Source organism: Sanguibacter inulinus (assembly GCF_013415325.1).
In the GTDB taxonomy this organism is placed as follows: Bacteria; Actinomycetota; Actinomycetes; order Actinomycetales; family Cellulomonadaceae; genus Sanguibacter; species Sanguibacter inulinus.
On record NZ_JACBYE010000074.1, the window covers coordinates 1 to 14,227 of the forward strand.

Annotated in this window: 12 protein-coding genes and 1 tRNA gene; 7 read left to right on the plus strand and 6 right to left on the minus strand. The window is 70.6% G+C overall.

Going from position 1 to position 14,227, the window contains the following annotated elements:
• From HZZ10_RS19205 to HZZ10_RS18145, 7 genes are all read left to right on the plus strand, one after another.
• A partial coding sequence (locus HZZ10_RS19205; protein ID WP_218928938.1) for an FtsB family cell division protein occupies positions 1 to 567 on the plus strand: 567 nt, incomplete at its 5' end.
• 79 nt (positions 568 to 646) lie between these two features.
• The gene (locus HZZ10_RS18120) at positions 647 to 1,168 is read left to right on the plus strand and encodes a DUF501 domain-containing protein (RefSeq protein ID WP_179914584.1); all 522 of its coding nucleotides are present in this window, start codon (positions 647 to 649) and stop codon (positions 1,166 to 1,168) included.
• A 56-nt stretch (positions 1,169 to 1,224) separates the two neighbouring features.
• Positions 1,225 to 2,250 (plus strand): Ppx/GppA phosphatase family protein, encoded by a 1,026-nt coding sequence (locus HZZ10_RS18125; RefSeq protein ID WP_228087802.1) that lies wholly within the window; start codon positions 1,225 to 1,227, stop codon positions 2,248 to 2,250.
• Between the two features lie 232 nt (positions 2,251 to 2,482).
• Positions 2,483 to 2,809, plus strand: coding sequence for a PadR family transcriptional regulator (locus tag HZZ10_RS18130; protein WP_179914585.1), 327 nt, complete (start codon positions 2,483 to 2,485; stop codon positions 2,807 to 2,809).
• A complete protein-coding gene (locus HZZ10_RS18135) occupies positions 2,809 to 4,047 on the plus strand; it encodes an HAAS signaling domain-containing protein (protein ID WP_179914586.1) in 1,239 nt (412 codons plus the stop codon). The genes HZZ10_RS18130 and HZZ10_RS18135 overlap by 1 nt, the downstream gene beginning before the upstream one ends.
• Before the next feature lie 145 nt (positions 4,048 to 4,192).
• A complete protein-coding gene (locus HZZ10_RS18140; RefSeq protein WP_218928939.1) occupies positions 4,193 to 5,674 on the plus strand; it encodes an NAD(P)/FAD-dependent oxidoreductase in 1,482 nt (493 codons plus the stop codon).
• A 181-nt stretch (positions 5,675 to 5,855) separates the two neighbouring features.
• Positions 5,856 to 5,932 (plus strand) — tRNA-Leu (locus HZZ10_RS18145).
• Positions 5,933 to 5,959: 27 nt separating this feature from the next.
• Here the strand turns inward: HZZ10_RS18145 and HZZ10_RS18150 are convergent.
• The 6 genes from HZZ10_RS18150 to HZZ10_RS18175 form a co-directional block, all read right to left on the minus strand.
• Positions 5,960 to 6,958, minus strand: coding sequence for a LacI family DNA-binding transcriptional regulator (locus tag HZZ10_RS18150; RefSeq protein ID WP_056136647.1), 999 nt, complete (start codon positions 6,956 to 6,958; stop codon positions 5,960 to 5,962).
• A gap of 118 nt (positions 6,959 to 7,076) precedes the next feature.
• Positions 7,077 to 9,524 (minus strand): beta-xylosidase/alpha-l-arabinosidase, encoded by a 2,448-nt coding sequence (locus HZZ10_RS18155; RefSeq protein WP_308507619.1) that lies wholly within the window; start codon positions 9,522 to 9,524, stop codon positions 7,077 to 7,079.
• 45 nt (positions 9,525 to 9,569) lie between these two features.
• Positions 9,570 to 10,445 carry a carbohydrate ABC transporter permease gene (locus HZZ10_RS18160; RefSeq protein WP_056136652.1) on the minus strand — a complete coding sequence of 292 codons (876 nt, stop codon included), beginning with the start codon at positions 10,443 to 10,445 and terminating at the stop codon, positions 9,570 to 9,572.
• On the minus strand, positions 10,445 to 11,464 hold the full coding sequence (locus HZZ10_RS18165) for a carbohydrate ABC transporter permease (RefSeq protein ID WP_082544199.1): 1,020 nt from the start codon (positions 11,462 to 11,464) through the stop codon (positions 10,445 to 10,447). The genes HZZ10_RS18160 and HZZ10_RS18165 overlap by 1 nt, the downstream gene beginning before the upstream one ends.
• A 9-nt stretch (positions 11,465 to 11,473) precedes the next feature.
• On the minus strand, positions 11,474 to 12,760 hold the full coding sequence (locus tag HZZ10_RS18170) for an extracellular solute-binding protein (protein WP_179914587.1): 1,287 nt from the start codon (positions 12,758 to 12,760) through the stop codon (positions 11,474 to 11,476).
• Positions 12,761 to 13,207: 447 nt separating this feature from the next.
• Positions 13,208 to 14,092 (minus strand): pentapeptide repeat-containing protein, encoded by an 885-nt coding sequence (locus tag HZZ10_RS18175; RefSeq protein WP_179914588.1) that lies wholly within the window; start codon positions 14,090 to 14,092, stop codon positions 13,208 to 13,210.
• Between the last annotated feature and the right edge of the window lie 135 nt (positions 14,093 to 14,227).

Genomic DNA, 14,227 nt, shown 5'->3' on the forward strand with positions numbered 1-14,227 from the left:
TCCCGCGGGGCGCTGGGGCGCAGCGCGCCCACCCCGCGCAGCGCCCCAGCGCCCCGCGGGAGCTCTGCTCCCCGAGGCGGGTCGACAGGGTCGAACCGTGCCGTCCGGCCGGCGCCGGTCCGTCAGAGCGGACCCGCGCCCGTCGCGAAGCCCCGCGGCTGGGTGCGCATCTTCACGGTGCGGTCGGCTGTCATCATCTTGGTCGCGCTCATGGGGTTCATCCTCACGCTGCCGACAGCGCTGCAGTTCTTCAAGCAGCGCTCTGCCAACGAAGAGCTGAGGTCGCAGCTCGCGCAGATCCAGGAGCAGAACGCCGACGCGACCAACGAGCTCAGCCGCTGGCAGGACGACAGGTTCGTGATCGCCCAGGCGCGCGAGCGGCTGACCTTCGTGTTCCCGGGGGAGCAGGCCTACAGGGTCGTCGACCCCGAGTCCGTCGAGGAACCCGTGCCCGCCGAGACCCAGGGCGCCGTCGAGGACGGCGCCGTCACCTCGGGTCTCGTGGAGGACCAGCCCTGGTACTCCACGGTCTGGGACTCCGTCGGGGTGGCCGGGCAGACCGGCTGACCTCCTGGTTCGGGGCAGCGGGGGATCCGGGAGACAATGGTCCGCGCGATCGAAGCCCACCCGAACGAAGGAACGCCCCGTGACCGAGCCGGCACCCGCCGTCGTCCCAGACCCGACAGCCGTCACCGAGCGTGACCTCGAGGTCCTCGCCGAGCAGCTCGGACGCGTCCCCCGCGGGGTCGTCGGCATCGCTGCCCGCTGCGTCTGCGGGCGCCCGCTCGTCGTGCGCACAGCGCCGAGGCTCGACGACGGGACCCCGTTCCCGACCACGTACTACCTCACGAGCCCGGGTGCCGTCGCGGCCGCGAGCACGCTCGAGGCGAACGGCGTGATGAAGGAGATGTCCGAGCGCCTGCTCGAAGACGAGGAGCTCGCCGCCGCGTACCGCGCCGCCCACGAGCACTACCTCGCCCAGCGCGAAGAGCTCGGTCACGTCGAGGAGATCGCCGGGATCTCCGCAGGCGGCATGCCCACCCGCGTCAAGTGCCTGCACGTGCTCGTGGGGCACGCCCTCGCGGCCGGACCTGGCGTGAACCCCCTCGGCGACGAGGCGCTCGGGCTCATCGCGCACACCTGGCGACAGGACCGCTGCACCTGCTGACAGGAGCAGGCCGGTCGGGTCCGCGGGTGTCGGCGGGAGGTGGCAGGCTAGGTCTCATGACCTCGGCTGCACACACCACCCCCTCTTCGCCCGACGCCTCGACAGCGGCACAGGCGCCCGCCCCGGGAACCCGTCGCGTCGCCGCGATCGACTGCGGCACCAACTCGATCCGCCTGCTCGTCGCCGACGTCGACGTCGAGGCCGGCACCCTCACGGACCTGGTCCGCGAGATGGAGGTCGTCCGGCTCGGTCAGGGGGTCGACAAGACCGGGAGGCTGGCCCCCGAGGCGCTCGAGCGCACCCTCGAGGCCACCCGCCGCTACGCGCAGACGTGCCACGAGCTCGGCGCAGAGCGCGTGCGCTTCGTCGCGACCTCGGCGTCCCGTGACGCCGAGAACCGCCAAGACTTCGTGGACGGGGTCCTCGCGGCGATCGGCGTCGAGCCCGAGGTCATCTCGGGCGACGAAGAGGCCGAGCTCAGCTTCCGCGGGGCGACGAGCGTCCTCGGAGCAGGCCACACGGCGCCCTACCTCGTCGTCGACCTCGGTGGCGGCTCGACCGAGGTGGTCCTCGGCACCGACGCCCCCGACGCCGCGCGGTCGATGGACGTCGGCTGCGTCCGCATGACCGAGCGCCACCTCACGCTCGACCCGCCGACCGCAGAGCAGGTCGACGCCGCCCGCAGCGACGTCAGGGCTGCGCTCGACGCCGCGGCCCTCGTCGTCCCGCTCGGCCAGGCCGGGACCCTGGTCGGCCTCGCAGGCACCGTCACGACGGTCACCGCGCACGCCCTCGGGCTCGAGCGCTACGACCGTGACCGCATCAACGGGTCTGTGCTGACAGTCGAGCAGACCCTCGCGGCCTGCGAGGACCTCCTGTCCAAGACGCGCGACGAGCGCGCGGCCCTCGGTTTCATGCACCCGGGCCGTGTCGACGTCATCGCTGCCGGGGCCCTCGTGTGGTCCGAGGTCGTCCGCCGTGTGCGCGACGAGGTCGCCGCCGCCGGGGGAGAGCTCACCGAGGTCGTCACGAGCGAGCACGACATCCTCGACGGGATCGCCTGGAGCGTCGCTCAGGCGTGAGCCCGAGCTGAGGCTCGACAGGACCGAGGACTGACAGCGCGCCCGTGCGAACCTGCACGGGCGCGCTGTCGCCTCCACCAGGAGCTACGACACGCCGTGGAGTACTTCTGCACGCCCGGTAGTGCGCGGTGCGTAGTACCGTGTGCGGTGCACGACCGCGGCGTACCTGAAGACGTCGGGGATCGCGCCGGCCCGGTCGTCCGCACCGGCCGCTCACGTACCTGGAGGCCCGATGGATACCACCCAGCTCTTGCGAGGGGTGCTCGACGCTGCGGTCCTCGCGGTGCTCGACGACGCTGACGGCTACGGCTACGACGTCGTGCGCCGGCTCCGCGCCGCGGGCCTCGAAGACGTCGGTGACGCCTCGGTCTACGGCACGCTGCGACGGCTCTACTCGGCAGGGGTGCTCAGCAGCTATGTCGTCCCGTCAGACGAGGGCCCGCACCGCAAGTACTACGGCATCAACCCGCAGGGGCGGGCGATGCTCACGACCCAGCGCACGGAGTGGAAAGAGTTCTCGGGCGCGATGACCGCGCTCCTCATGAAGGGGGCAGCATGATGACCGCGGCACTTCTCGGGCACGTGTCGGCGTACGCCGCGCAGGTCCGCACGCACCTCGCCGATCTCCCGTCAGAGCAGGTCGAAGACCTCACCGACGGGCTCGAGGCCGACCTCGCCGAAGCCCTGGCCGACCCTGACGCGCGTCCGGTGACCGGCGAGGTCCCTGCGGTGCGGGTCGATGGACCGGCGGGCGAGGCCATCCTCGACCTTGCTGCCCGTTTTGGCTCCCCGGCCGACTACGCCGCGGAGCTGAGGTCGGCGGCTGGGCTGCCGCCTGTGGCCGACCCGGGAGCCCCGGACCTGGGGACCACACGGTGGGAAGACCTGCAGGCCTGGTGGGCTGTGCAGAAGCAAGCTGTGGTGTCGCACCCTTCGTGGCCAGGCGTCAGCGGTTTCGCCGAGTCGATCCGTCCGGCGTGGTGGGTCGCGCGCGGTTGGGTCCTGTTCGGCATCTTCTTCACGGTCGGCAGCGACGACGGAGCCGTCGTCGCACCAAGATCTCTGCCTGAGTGGGTCGTGCTCCTCGGGCTCGTCTGGGTCAGCGTCGAGCTCGGGCGAGGGCGCTGGGACGCGCGCGGCAAGGGCAGGCCCTTCGTCTTCGCGGCGAACGTCCTCGCGGCGGTCTTCCTGATCCCGGGTGTGGTGTCGATGGCGAGCCCGCCCGAGGTCCGGTACGTCGAGACCGGCGCCAGCGAAGCAGCGCTGATCGACGGTGTCTACGTCGACGGGTCGCGGGTGACAAACCTCTTCGTCTACGACGCCGACGGAGAGTATGTCGAGCACGCGCAGATCCTCGACAACCAGGGACGGGCGGTCCGGGTCGACGAGCCGGGTGGACGGTGGATCTCTGGGGAGGCGACTCTCCTCTCCTGGGTCCCTCTGCTCGACGTCGACGGGCGCGAGGTCCGCAACGCCTACCCCGTCCCGACGTTGCGGAGCGACGACTACAGCACGACGGACGAGATCGACCCCGCTCAGCTCCGGGAGACGGCCGTCGTCCCTCTGCCGCCTGTGCGGAGCGTCGCTCCGCTCGACCTCGACGACGTGCCCGGGGTGGGCTCGGAGCAGGTGCCTGCACCCGGAGAGACCGGGCCGGCGGCCGGGGAAGGGGTCGAACCCACCGACGGTTCGGCGGAGGAACCTGCCGTCCCGGGCTCCGACCAGGCCGCACCGGACGCCGTTGCCCCCGGTCCCGAGGGGACCAGCCGACCAGCGGACGCGCCCCCCGCAGGCTGATCGGCTTTCAGCCCTGCGCGGACAGGCTGCCCGAGCGGCCTGTCCGCGCAGGTGGACGCCGTGTGCACGGCATGTGAGGACTTCTGTGCCGCGGATCACTGCGTTCCGGGTTCGCGGACCAAAGACCCGCGAATATCATGGCTGTATGGCTCAGACTGACGTGACCCCGGCTAGTGCGTCCTCCTCATCGTCGACGGAACCTGCACGCGCGCCCAAGCCGCGCAAGGTTCCGCGCATCGTCGTGCTCGGTGGTGGATCGGTCGGCCTCTACTCGGCCCGTCGCCTCCGCAAGCGCCTCGGGCGCCGCGAGGCTGCGATCGTCGTCGTCGACCCTCGCCCGTACATGACCTACGCGCCGTTCCTCCCCGAGGTCGCGGCCGGCTCGATCCAGGACCGTGACGTCGTCGCGCCGCACCGCCGCGCGCTCAAGCACGTCGACACGCTCCAGGGCAAGGTCACGAACATCGACCACGGCAACCGCACGATCGAGATCACCCCCGAAGAGGGCGACGTCTACACGATCACGTACGACCACCTCATCGTCGGCCTCGGCTCGGTCGCCCGCACGCTCCCGATCCCGGGACTCGCAGAGCAGGGCATCGGCTTCAAGAACGTCGAAGAGGCCGTGGCGCTCCGCAACCACATCCTCAACCGCATCAACCTCGCGTCGTCCACCTGGGACCCCGAGCTCCGCCGCCGCATGCTCACCTTCACCTTCATCGGTGGTGGGTTCGCCGGCATCGAGGCGCTCGCCGAGACCGAGGACATGGCCCGCGCGGCCGCCAAGAACCTCCCGGGCGTCTCGCAGGACGACATCCGCTTCGTCATGATCGAGGGCACGGACCGCATCCTCCCCGAGCTCACACTCGAGATGGCCAACTACGCCCTCGCCGAGATGAAGAAGCGCGGCATCGAGTTCCACCTCTCGACCTTCCTCAGCTCGTGCGTCGACGGCCACGTCGTCACCTCGACGGGTGTCGAGTTCGACTCCGAGACCATCGTCTGGACCGCTGGCGTCAAGGCCAACCCGGTGCTCGGCACCTCGGACCTGCCGCTCGACAAGATGGGCCGCCTCATGGTCCTGCCGACCCTCCAGGTCGCGGACGAGGACGGCAACGTCGTCGAGGGTGCCTGGGGCGCCGGTGACTGCGCAGCGGTCCCCGACCTCTACAACCCGGGCAAGTTCTGCCCGCCGAACGCCCAGCACGCGATCCGTGAGGCGAAGGTCATGGCCGACAACCTCTTCCAGTCGCTGAAGTCGGGCCCGGTCACCGAGTACAAGCACAAGAACCTCGGCACCGTCGCCTCGCTCGGCCTGCACAAGGGTGTCGCGATCCTCTTCGGCTCGATCAAGCTCAAGGGCTTCCCGGCCTGGGTCATGCACCGCGCGTACCACGTCGCCGCGATGCCGACCGCGAGCCGCAAGATCCGCATCCTCACCAACTGGTTCGGGACGTACTTCCTGCGCCGCGAGGTCGTCTCCCTCGGCTCGATCCACGACCCGCGCGCCGAGTTCCGCGCGGTCTCCGTGCCGGCCAAGCCGAAGGAGGCTCCGGCCGAGGCCGCGAAGACCACGCCGATGGCTCCGACGGAGACCAACAACACCGAGGACGCGTCGAAGTCCTGACGACGCCTCACGGGGTGCTCTGCTGAGGCGGAGGGCCCGACCCCGACGGGGACGCACCGTGACGGTGCGTCCCCGTCGTCGTCTGCTGAGGCACGGCTCCGGTCTGCCTGCCCCCGTCGCAGCGCCCGGTGTTGTATCGTCCGACACCTGCCCTGCAGGTCGTGACCGGCCGGGCAGCGTGGCCCCCGTAGCCCAACTGGCAGAGGCAGCCGACTTAAAATCGGCACAGTCAGGGTTCGAACCCCTGCGGGGGCACCAGCTCGGCGCCGGACAGCCGAGCCACCCTCAGCCCAGCTTCCGCGTCGTCCCCCGGACGACGAGCGAGGTCGGCAGCGTGACGTAGGTGCTGTCGACGGGTGTGCCGTTCATCAGCGCGACGAGCAGCCGGGTCGCCGCGGCGCCCATCTCCTGGATCGGCTGGTGGACCGTGGTCAGGGGCGGGATGCCGCCCGTGGACTCAGGGATGTCGTCGAAGCCGACCACCGACAGGTCCCCGGGGACGTCGAGCCCGCGCTCGTGCGCGACCTTGATCGTCTCGAGAGCCGACAGGTCGTTCGCCGCGAAGATCGCCGTCGGCGGTGCCGGCAGCGTCAGCAGCTCGGTGGCCGCCGCGCGCGCCGACTCCTTCGAGTACTCACCGACGCGGACGAGGTCAGGGTCGACGACGAGCCCGGCCTCGGCCATGGCGTCGCGGAAGCCCTTCTCGCGCAGGGCCGACGACGCGAGGTCGGAGCGCCCGGCCACGAAGGCGATCCGGCGGTGCCCGAGGGCGACGAGGTGCTCGGTCGCGGCACGAGCCCCGGTGACGTTGTCCGAGTCGACGGTCGGCAGCCCGAGCGGTCCTGTGTGCGGGTCGATCGCGACGACGGGCACCGAGGTGCTCGCATCGCTCACCGTCGGGGTCACGAGCAGCGCGCCGTCGATGAGCGTCCCGCTGAGCCTGGACAGGTAGCGACGCTCCCATCCCTCGCGCCGGCTGCGCTGCGCGCCCGTGTAGGCGAGCAGCTCGTAGTCGGTCTCGGCGAGGGCCGAGGCGGCGCCCTTGAGGATCTCCGCGCTGAACGGCTCGAACTCGGCGACCAGCACGCCGATCACGTGCGTCTTGTGCGCCCGCATGCTGCGCGCGACGAGGCTGGACTCGTAGCCCAGCGTCTCGATCACCCCCTGGACGCGGACCTGGGTCGCTGCAGCGACGCCGTACCTCTCGTTGACGACCTTGGAGACCGTGGCGACGGAGACCCCTGCGGCCTCGGCGACGTCGACGATCGTGACCCGGCTCTTCATAGGCGGATCGTAGCCCCGATCACGGCCGTGCCGTGCCGACGGGCCTTGGCCGCAGGCGTCCGGGCCGGGGCCTGTACCCGCGCCAGCGACCGCGCCGGGCACGTCTGAGGCAGGTCGCTCATCCGACGACCCGCACGCTCACGAGCCGAGCGTCGGCCGGGGTGACCTCGTGCACGTCTCCCGTGACCGCGAGCCTGTGGCGTTCCGTCGCCGCGCCGGGGAGCTCGGCGGTGCCGGTCGCCCGGACGTTCGTGATGGCGCCCCCTGTCGAGTCCCCGGTGCTGGTCACCCGGCGTGAGGCGGCCGAGTGCGCTCCGAACCACACCTCGACGTCCCCAGGCTCGACCACACGGACCAGCCGCCGGTCGGAGAAGGCCAGGCGTGCTGTGGGTACCGTGAGCTCGAGCCGACGGGACTCTCCAGGCGCGAGGTCGGTCCGTGCGTAGCCGAGCAGCTGGACGAGCGGGCGGGCGACCGACCCGACGACGTCGTGCCCGTAGAGCTGCACGACGTCGACCCCGGCGACAGCCCCGGTGTTGGTCACGGTGACTGCTGCCGTGAACGCCTCGCCGGCCACGACCGAGGGGCTGACCTCGAGGTCTGTGTAGTCGAAGGTGGTGTACGAGAGCCCGAAGCCGAAGGGACGGACCGGTGTCGGGTCTGTCGACGTGACGTCGGAGGGCCCGCCGAGCCGCGGGTGCAGGTAGGAGTACGGCTGGGCCCCGGCGGCTCGCGGCATGGACACGGGCAGGCGACCGGAGGGGTTGACCAGGCCGACGAGGACGTCGGCCACGGCCAGTCCTCCACCCTCCCCGGGGAAGAAGGCCTGCACCACGGCGGACGGGCGCGGGCCCGCGGCGTCGAGACCATCGGTGCCGTCAGGTCCGTCGAGGGCCCAGCCGACGGCATAGGGACGACCTGTGAGCAGGACGAGGACGACGGGAGTGCCCGTGGCGAGCAGCGCGTCGACCAGCCGGCGCTGGACCCCCGGCAGCTCGAGCGACTCCGTGTCGTTGCCCTCGCCCACGGTCCCGCGGCCGAACAGACCGGCGTCGTCACCCACCACGACCACGGCGACGTCGGAGGACTCGACCGCGGAGACGGCCTCGGCGAAGCCCGACGTGTCGTCGCCCTCGGCCGAGCAGCCCTCCACGAAGCGCAGCTCGGGCGGCTCGACGCCACTCGCGTCGAAGGCCGCCGCCAGCCCCTCGAAGACCGTCGGGATGTCGAAGCCGAGCGGCAGCCCCGGGTGGTGGGCGAGCACGTGGTTGGCGAAGGAGTAGCACCCCATGAGGGCCTCTGCCCGGTGCGCGTTCGGTCCCACGACAGCGACCCGCGCCGGCGCGGCCCCGTCGCGGAGCAGCGGCAGCACACCGTCGTTGGACAGCAGCACGACCGACTCCTCGGCCAGGCGCCTGGCGACTTCCTGGTGCATGGGGGAGTCCAGGTCGACCTCCTCGGGCGGACCGTCGTCGAAGGCCGCGGGGTCGAGGAGACCGAGGTCGTCCTTCTGCGCCAGAGCCCGCAGCACGGCCCTGTCGACGAAGGCCTCGTCGAGCGAGCCGTCGCGCACCTTCGCCGCGAGCGGCTCGAGGTACGCGTCGCCGGTCGGCAGCTCGATGTCGATGCCGGCCTGGAGCGCGAGGGCCGCGGCCTCGCCCCGGTCTGCCGCGACGGCGTGCATGACCTCGAGGAAGGCGACAGCGAAGTAGTCGGCGACGACCACGCCGTCGAATCCCCAGCGCTCTCGCAGGATCTCGGTGAGGTAGGCGGGGGTCGACGCGACGGGGACCCCGTCGATGTCGGTGTAGGAGTTCATGACCGACCGGGCCCGGCCGTCGAGGACGGCCATCTCGAAGGGCGGGAGGAAGACGTCGGCGATCTCCCGAGGCCCTGCGCTCACGGGGGCGTGGTTGCGCCCGGCGGTCGAGGCCGAGTACCCGACGAAGTGCTTGAGGGTCGCGTGCACGCCGGAGTCCTGCAGGCCTCGGACGTAGGCCGTGCCTACGGTCCCCACGAGGTACGGGTCTTCGCCGATGCACTCGTCGACCCGCCCCCAGCGCGGGTCGCGCACGACGTCGAGGACCGGGGCCAGGCCCTGGTGGATCCCCAGCTGGCGCATCGAGGTGCCGATGAGGCGGGCCATCTCGTGGACGAGATCAGGGTCGAAGGACGCCCCCCAGGCCAGCGGCGTCGGGAAGGTCGCGGCCTTCCAGGCGGCCAGACCCGTCAGGCACTCCTCGTGGACGAGGGCGGGGATGCCGAGGCGGGTCTCCTTCTGGAGCCGCCGCTGCTCCGACCACAACCACCCCGCCCGCTCGACAGGGTCGACCGGGCGGGTGCCGTAGACCCGCGTGTAGTGCCCGAGCCCGTGCTCGGTGATCTCCGCGAGCCGCCCGGGGTCCTTCTGGCCCGAGGCCATCTCGGACTGCATCGGTGCGACGGTGCCGCTCTGGTCGAGCCAGTAGCCCACGAGCTGGGCGAGCTTCTCCTCGAGGGTCATCCGGGCGTGGAGCGCGCGGACCAGCTCGGAGACCTCGGGGAGCGTGGGGGAGGGGTCGGGCACGGTACTTCTCCTTGATCTGGGGACGTGCGGTGGGCGTCGAGGGCCTCAGCCCTTGACCGCTCCGGTGAGGCCGCCGACGATCCGGCGCTCGAACAGCGAGAAGAACACCAGCGCAGGGATCATCGACAGCGAGGTGAAGGCCAGGACCTTCGCCGTGTCGACGGAGTACTGCGAGGCGAAGGCCTGCACGCCCAGCGGCAGCGTGTAGGTGGACTCGTCGTTGAGGATGAACAGCGGGAGCATGTAGCTGTTCCAGCTGCCGATGAAGGCGAGGATCCCTGTCGTCACGACACCGGGGACCGAGAGCGGCACGACCATGCGGAAGAAGAAGCCGAGGCGGCTCGTCCCGTCGATCGCGGCGGCCTCCTCGAGCTCCTTGGGGATCGCCCGCAGGAAGGGCACGAGGATGATGATGGTCGTGGGCAGCGCGAAGGCGATCTGCGGCAGGATGATCCCCGCGAGGCTGTTCATGAGCCCGAGGTTCTTGATGAGGATGTACAGCGGCGTGATGGCCACGGTCATCGGGAACATGAGACCGGCGGCGAAGAGCGAGTACATCGCCCCGCGCCCCTTGAACGTGTACCGCGCGATGACGTAGCTGGCCATGACCCCCAGGACGACGACGCCGACTGTCGTGAAGATCGCGCTGATCGCCGAGTTGCCGACCTGCCGCCAGAAGATCGAGTTCGCCAGCACGTCGGCGTAGTTGCCGAGCTGCCACGGGCTCGGGAAGCCTGCGGGGTCCGTGGTGATCTGCGCGTTCGTCCTGAACCCGCCGAGGATGATGTAGAGCACCGGCGCGATGCAGACCGTCACGAAGACCAGTGCGATGAGGTAGGTGGTCGGGCTCGCGCTGTCGATCGACGAGTGCTTGCGGGGTCGCACGGGGGCGACGGACCGTCGGGCTGCGATGGTGGTCATCACTTCTTCCCTTCTGTGAGCGCACCCTCGGTGTCGCGGCGGAGCACGAAGCGCTGGTAGACGAGCGCGATGGCGAGCGAGATGAAGAAGAGAACGACCGCGACGGCGTTGCCGAAGCCGTAGTTCCCGGCCATGCGGCCGTTGGTGACCATGTAGGTGGCCATGGTCGACGTCCCTGCGGTCGACGCGACGTACTGGCCCCAGACGATGTAGACGAGGTCGAAGAGCTGGAGCGACCCGATGATCGACAAGAAGGCCCAGATGCGGATGGTCGGGCCGAGCAGCGGGAGGGTGATGTAGCGCTGGGTCTTCCAGTAGGTCGCGCCGTCGATCGCCGACGCCTCGAAGAGCTCGGTGGGGATGCTCTGCAGGCCGGCGAGGAAGAGGATCACGGCGAAGCCGACGTACTTCCAGGTGATGATCACCATGAGCGACCAGATGGCGACCTTGGGGTCGGACAACCAGTCGACGGTCCAGCCGGGCAGGCCCATCTTGACGAGCATGCCGTTGACGGCGCCGTTGGTCTGGAGCATGAGGCTCCAGCCGGTCCCGACGATCACCTCGGAGATGACGTAGGGCACGAAGATCAGCACCCGCACGAGCGAGCGTCCGCGCATGTTCTGGTTGAGCAGCAGCGCGAGCGCCACGGCAGCGGGGCCCTGGAGCACGAGCGACATCACGAGGATGAAGCCGTTGTGCATGAGCGCCTCGTGGAAGGCGCTGTCCTTGAAGATGATGAGGTAGTTGTCCAGACCGACGAAGTCTGTCGGGGCCCCGTAGCCCTTCCACCTGAAGAACCCGTAGTAGGCGGCCATCACCACGGGGAAGATGACGAAGGCCAGGAACATGAAGATGGCGGGGCCCGACAGGAGGAGGATCTCGAGCCGCTTGCGCCAGTCGGGACGTCGCCGCTGAGCGGGCCGGACGGTGGGGGACGAGGGACGCTCGTCCCCCACCGTCGCGATCGCGCCGGGCGAGGTCCTCGAAGTCAGGACGTCCTTGTCCGAGGATTCGCTCATGGTGGTCGACTACCCCTTGGCCGCTGCGTCGGCGACGGCCTGGACGATCCCTGCAGGGTCACCCTTGCCGGCGAGGAGGTCCACGACCCCGCTGTTGAGCGCGTTGCCGACGTTCTGGCCGAAGAGGGTGTCCATCCAGACCGTGACGTACGGTGCCTCGTTGTACGCGGTGAGGATCGACTGGAGCGCGGGCTCGCTCACGACGCCCTGGGCGTCCTTGCTGGCCGGGAGGGTGTGGAAGGCGTTGGCGTAGCCCTCCTGGTACTCCTTCTGCATGAAGAAGTTGAGGAAGTCTGTGCACGCGTCCGGGGCGTCCACGGAGCAGGAGAAGCCGTCGACACCGCCCATCATGGCGCCGGGGTCGCCGTCGCCGCCCTCGACGGCCGGGAACGGGAACCAGGCGAGGTCGGCGAGGGGCTTCTCGTCGGGCGTCAGGCTGGCGATGACCCCGGGGTTCCAGGCGCCCATGAGCTCCATGCCCGCGAGGTGGTTGGCGATGAGGCCCGCCGAGGAGCCAGCACCCTGCTGCGCCGTCGTGGTGAGGAACCCGTCGTTGAAGGGCTCGGTGTCGGCGAAGGCCTGGAGGTCTTCACCGGCGGCGAGCCAGCACGGGTCGTCGAAGCTCTTGGACTTGGCGGCGTCTTCGATGGTCTGCTGCGAGCACTCGCGCAGCGCGAAGAAGTAGTACCAGTGCGCGGCGGGCCACGCGTCCTTGCCGCCGAGGGCGACAGGTGAGATCCCCGCGGTCTTGAGCGCGCTCACCGCGGTGTCGAGCTCGTCCATGGTGGTCGGTGCTGCCGTGATGCCGGCCTGGTCGAAGAGGTCCTGGCTGTAGTAGACGCCTCCGGGGAGGATCGCCGTGGGCATGCCGTAGATCTTCCCGTCGACGCTGAAGGCGTTGAGTGCGGCGTCGCCGAGGGCGGCACGGGTGGTGTCGTCGATCGCGTCGGAGATGTCCTTGACCTGTCCGGCCTCGACCACGTCGGCGAGCTTGCCGCCGCCGCGCGCCATGAAGATGTCAGGGGCGTCACCGGAGTTGAGGGCGGTCTGGAGCTTGCCGTCCATGTCTTCGTTCTGGATCGCCTGGATCGAGATGGTCACGCCCGGGTTGGCGGCCTCGAAGTCGGCGACCGTGCTCTCCCAGTAGGCCTTGCCCTCGCCGGTGGTCGAGTTGTGCCAGAACGTCATGCTCGAGTCGTCGGACCCGGAACCGGAGTCGTCGCCTCCGCAGGCGCCGAGCGCTCCGGCACCCACAGCCATGGCCGCTGAGATCGCCAGGATCTTCCGTAGTTTCATGAGACTCATCCTCTTCGTTGAGCTGCACGGTGGACGGGGCCTCGCTCGAGGCCGACCGCTGGTGACCGCCGGGTGCGGTGTCCCGCGTCCTGGTCGGCCGTGCTCCCCGGTGGTGCCACAGGTGCAGCGGACAGTCGTCGTCTGCTGCTCGGTCGTCGTCGTCGAGACCTGTCGTGGTGCCCCTCAGGGGTGCGTGGGGATGAGTCTGGCAAGCGCGACTGCGTCATGTCAAACGTTATTGATAACGTTTTAGTAGTTGCCGCAGATCGATGGTGCTGACCTGTCGAGACACAGGTTGACGGCCCTCGGGGGAGGGGGCTGCTCAGCCGGGCCAGACTGGGCTGGGGCGGTTGTCGCGCGCTGCCGCGGTCGACGTGCGCACCCTCGCGGTCGACGAGCGCACCCCGGGCGTCAGACGTCCGGGTCGGTGGGCGAGGCCCCCGTGGGTCAGCAGGCGGTCCAGTGGTCGGGCTCGTCGAGGCGGGCCGGGAGCCGGGTGCTCGCGTCGCCGCGTGCGGAGCCCACCTGGGCCTGGGTGAGGAACAGCGTGGTCGAGAGGTCCGCCCCGCGCAGGTCTGCGTCGCGCAGGTCCGCACCGATGACGTCGGCCCAGCGCAGGTCCGCACCGCGCAGGTCCGCACCGATGAGGTAGGTGCCTCGCAGGTTCGCCCCGGCCAGCCGCGCACCGCGGAGCCTGGCCCCGAGGAGGTCGGCTCCTCGGTGGTCTCGGGGCTTCCCGGGTGCCTGGCCGCGCACCAGGGCGCTCGCCCTGAGCAGGACGGTGTTGACCCGCTGGCGCTCGGCGTCGACGTCGAGCGCCAGCAGCTCGGCAGGGGTCCTGCGGGTCAGCGACTGCGTGCGCGTGACCTCGGCGCGCAGGGCGGGGTGCTCGGGCTCGGCAGCCTCGTGGGACAGCGCGTCGGTGAGGTACCAGAGCAGCTCGTGGAGGTTCTTGACCACCGGGAACACCTCGAACATCTCCGCGGCAGGGGCACCGTCCCGCCAGGTCTTCCCGGCGTAGGTGCCCTGCACCACCTGCTGCCCGGCGCCGAAGCAGTCGTAGACCGTGCACCCGCGCATGCCCGAGCTGCGCAGCCGGGTGTGGATGCTGCAGCCGAAGCCCTCCGTGAGGTTGCCGCAGGGGTCGCCCGCTGCCTTGGTGAAGGCGAAGTCCGCCGACCGCGCGAAGGGCAGGGCGACGCAGCACAGGCCAGCACAGCGTGAGCAGTCGGCACGCAGAGCCTCGGCATCGCCTGAGGCGGCGGGGCGGGGGCCGACGCTCGTGCCGGTCTGGGCCAGCGGGAGGAGGGGGCGTGGACGATCAGCGGTCACGGGTGGGGGCTCCGACGGGGGATGTGGGGTCCCAGTCTTGCACCGCCCTCGTGCCAGGGTCTCCTTCTTCGTGCCTGCCTGCCTGCTGGCTGCGCGCCTGCCTGCTGGCTGCGCGCCTGCCTGTCAGCCCAGCCC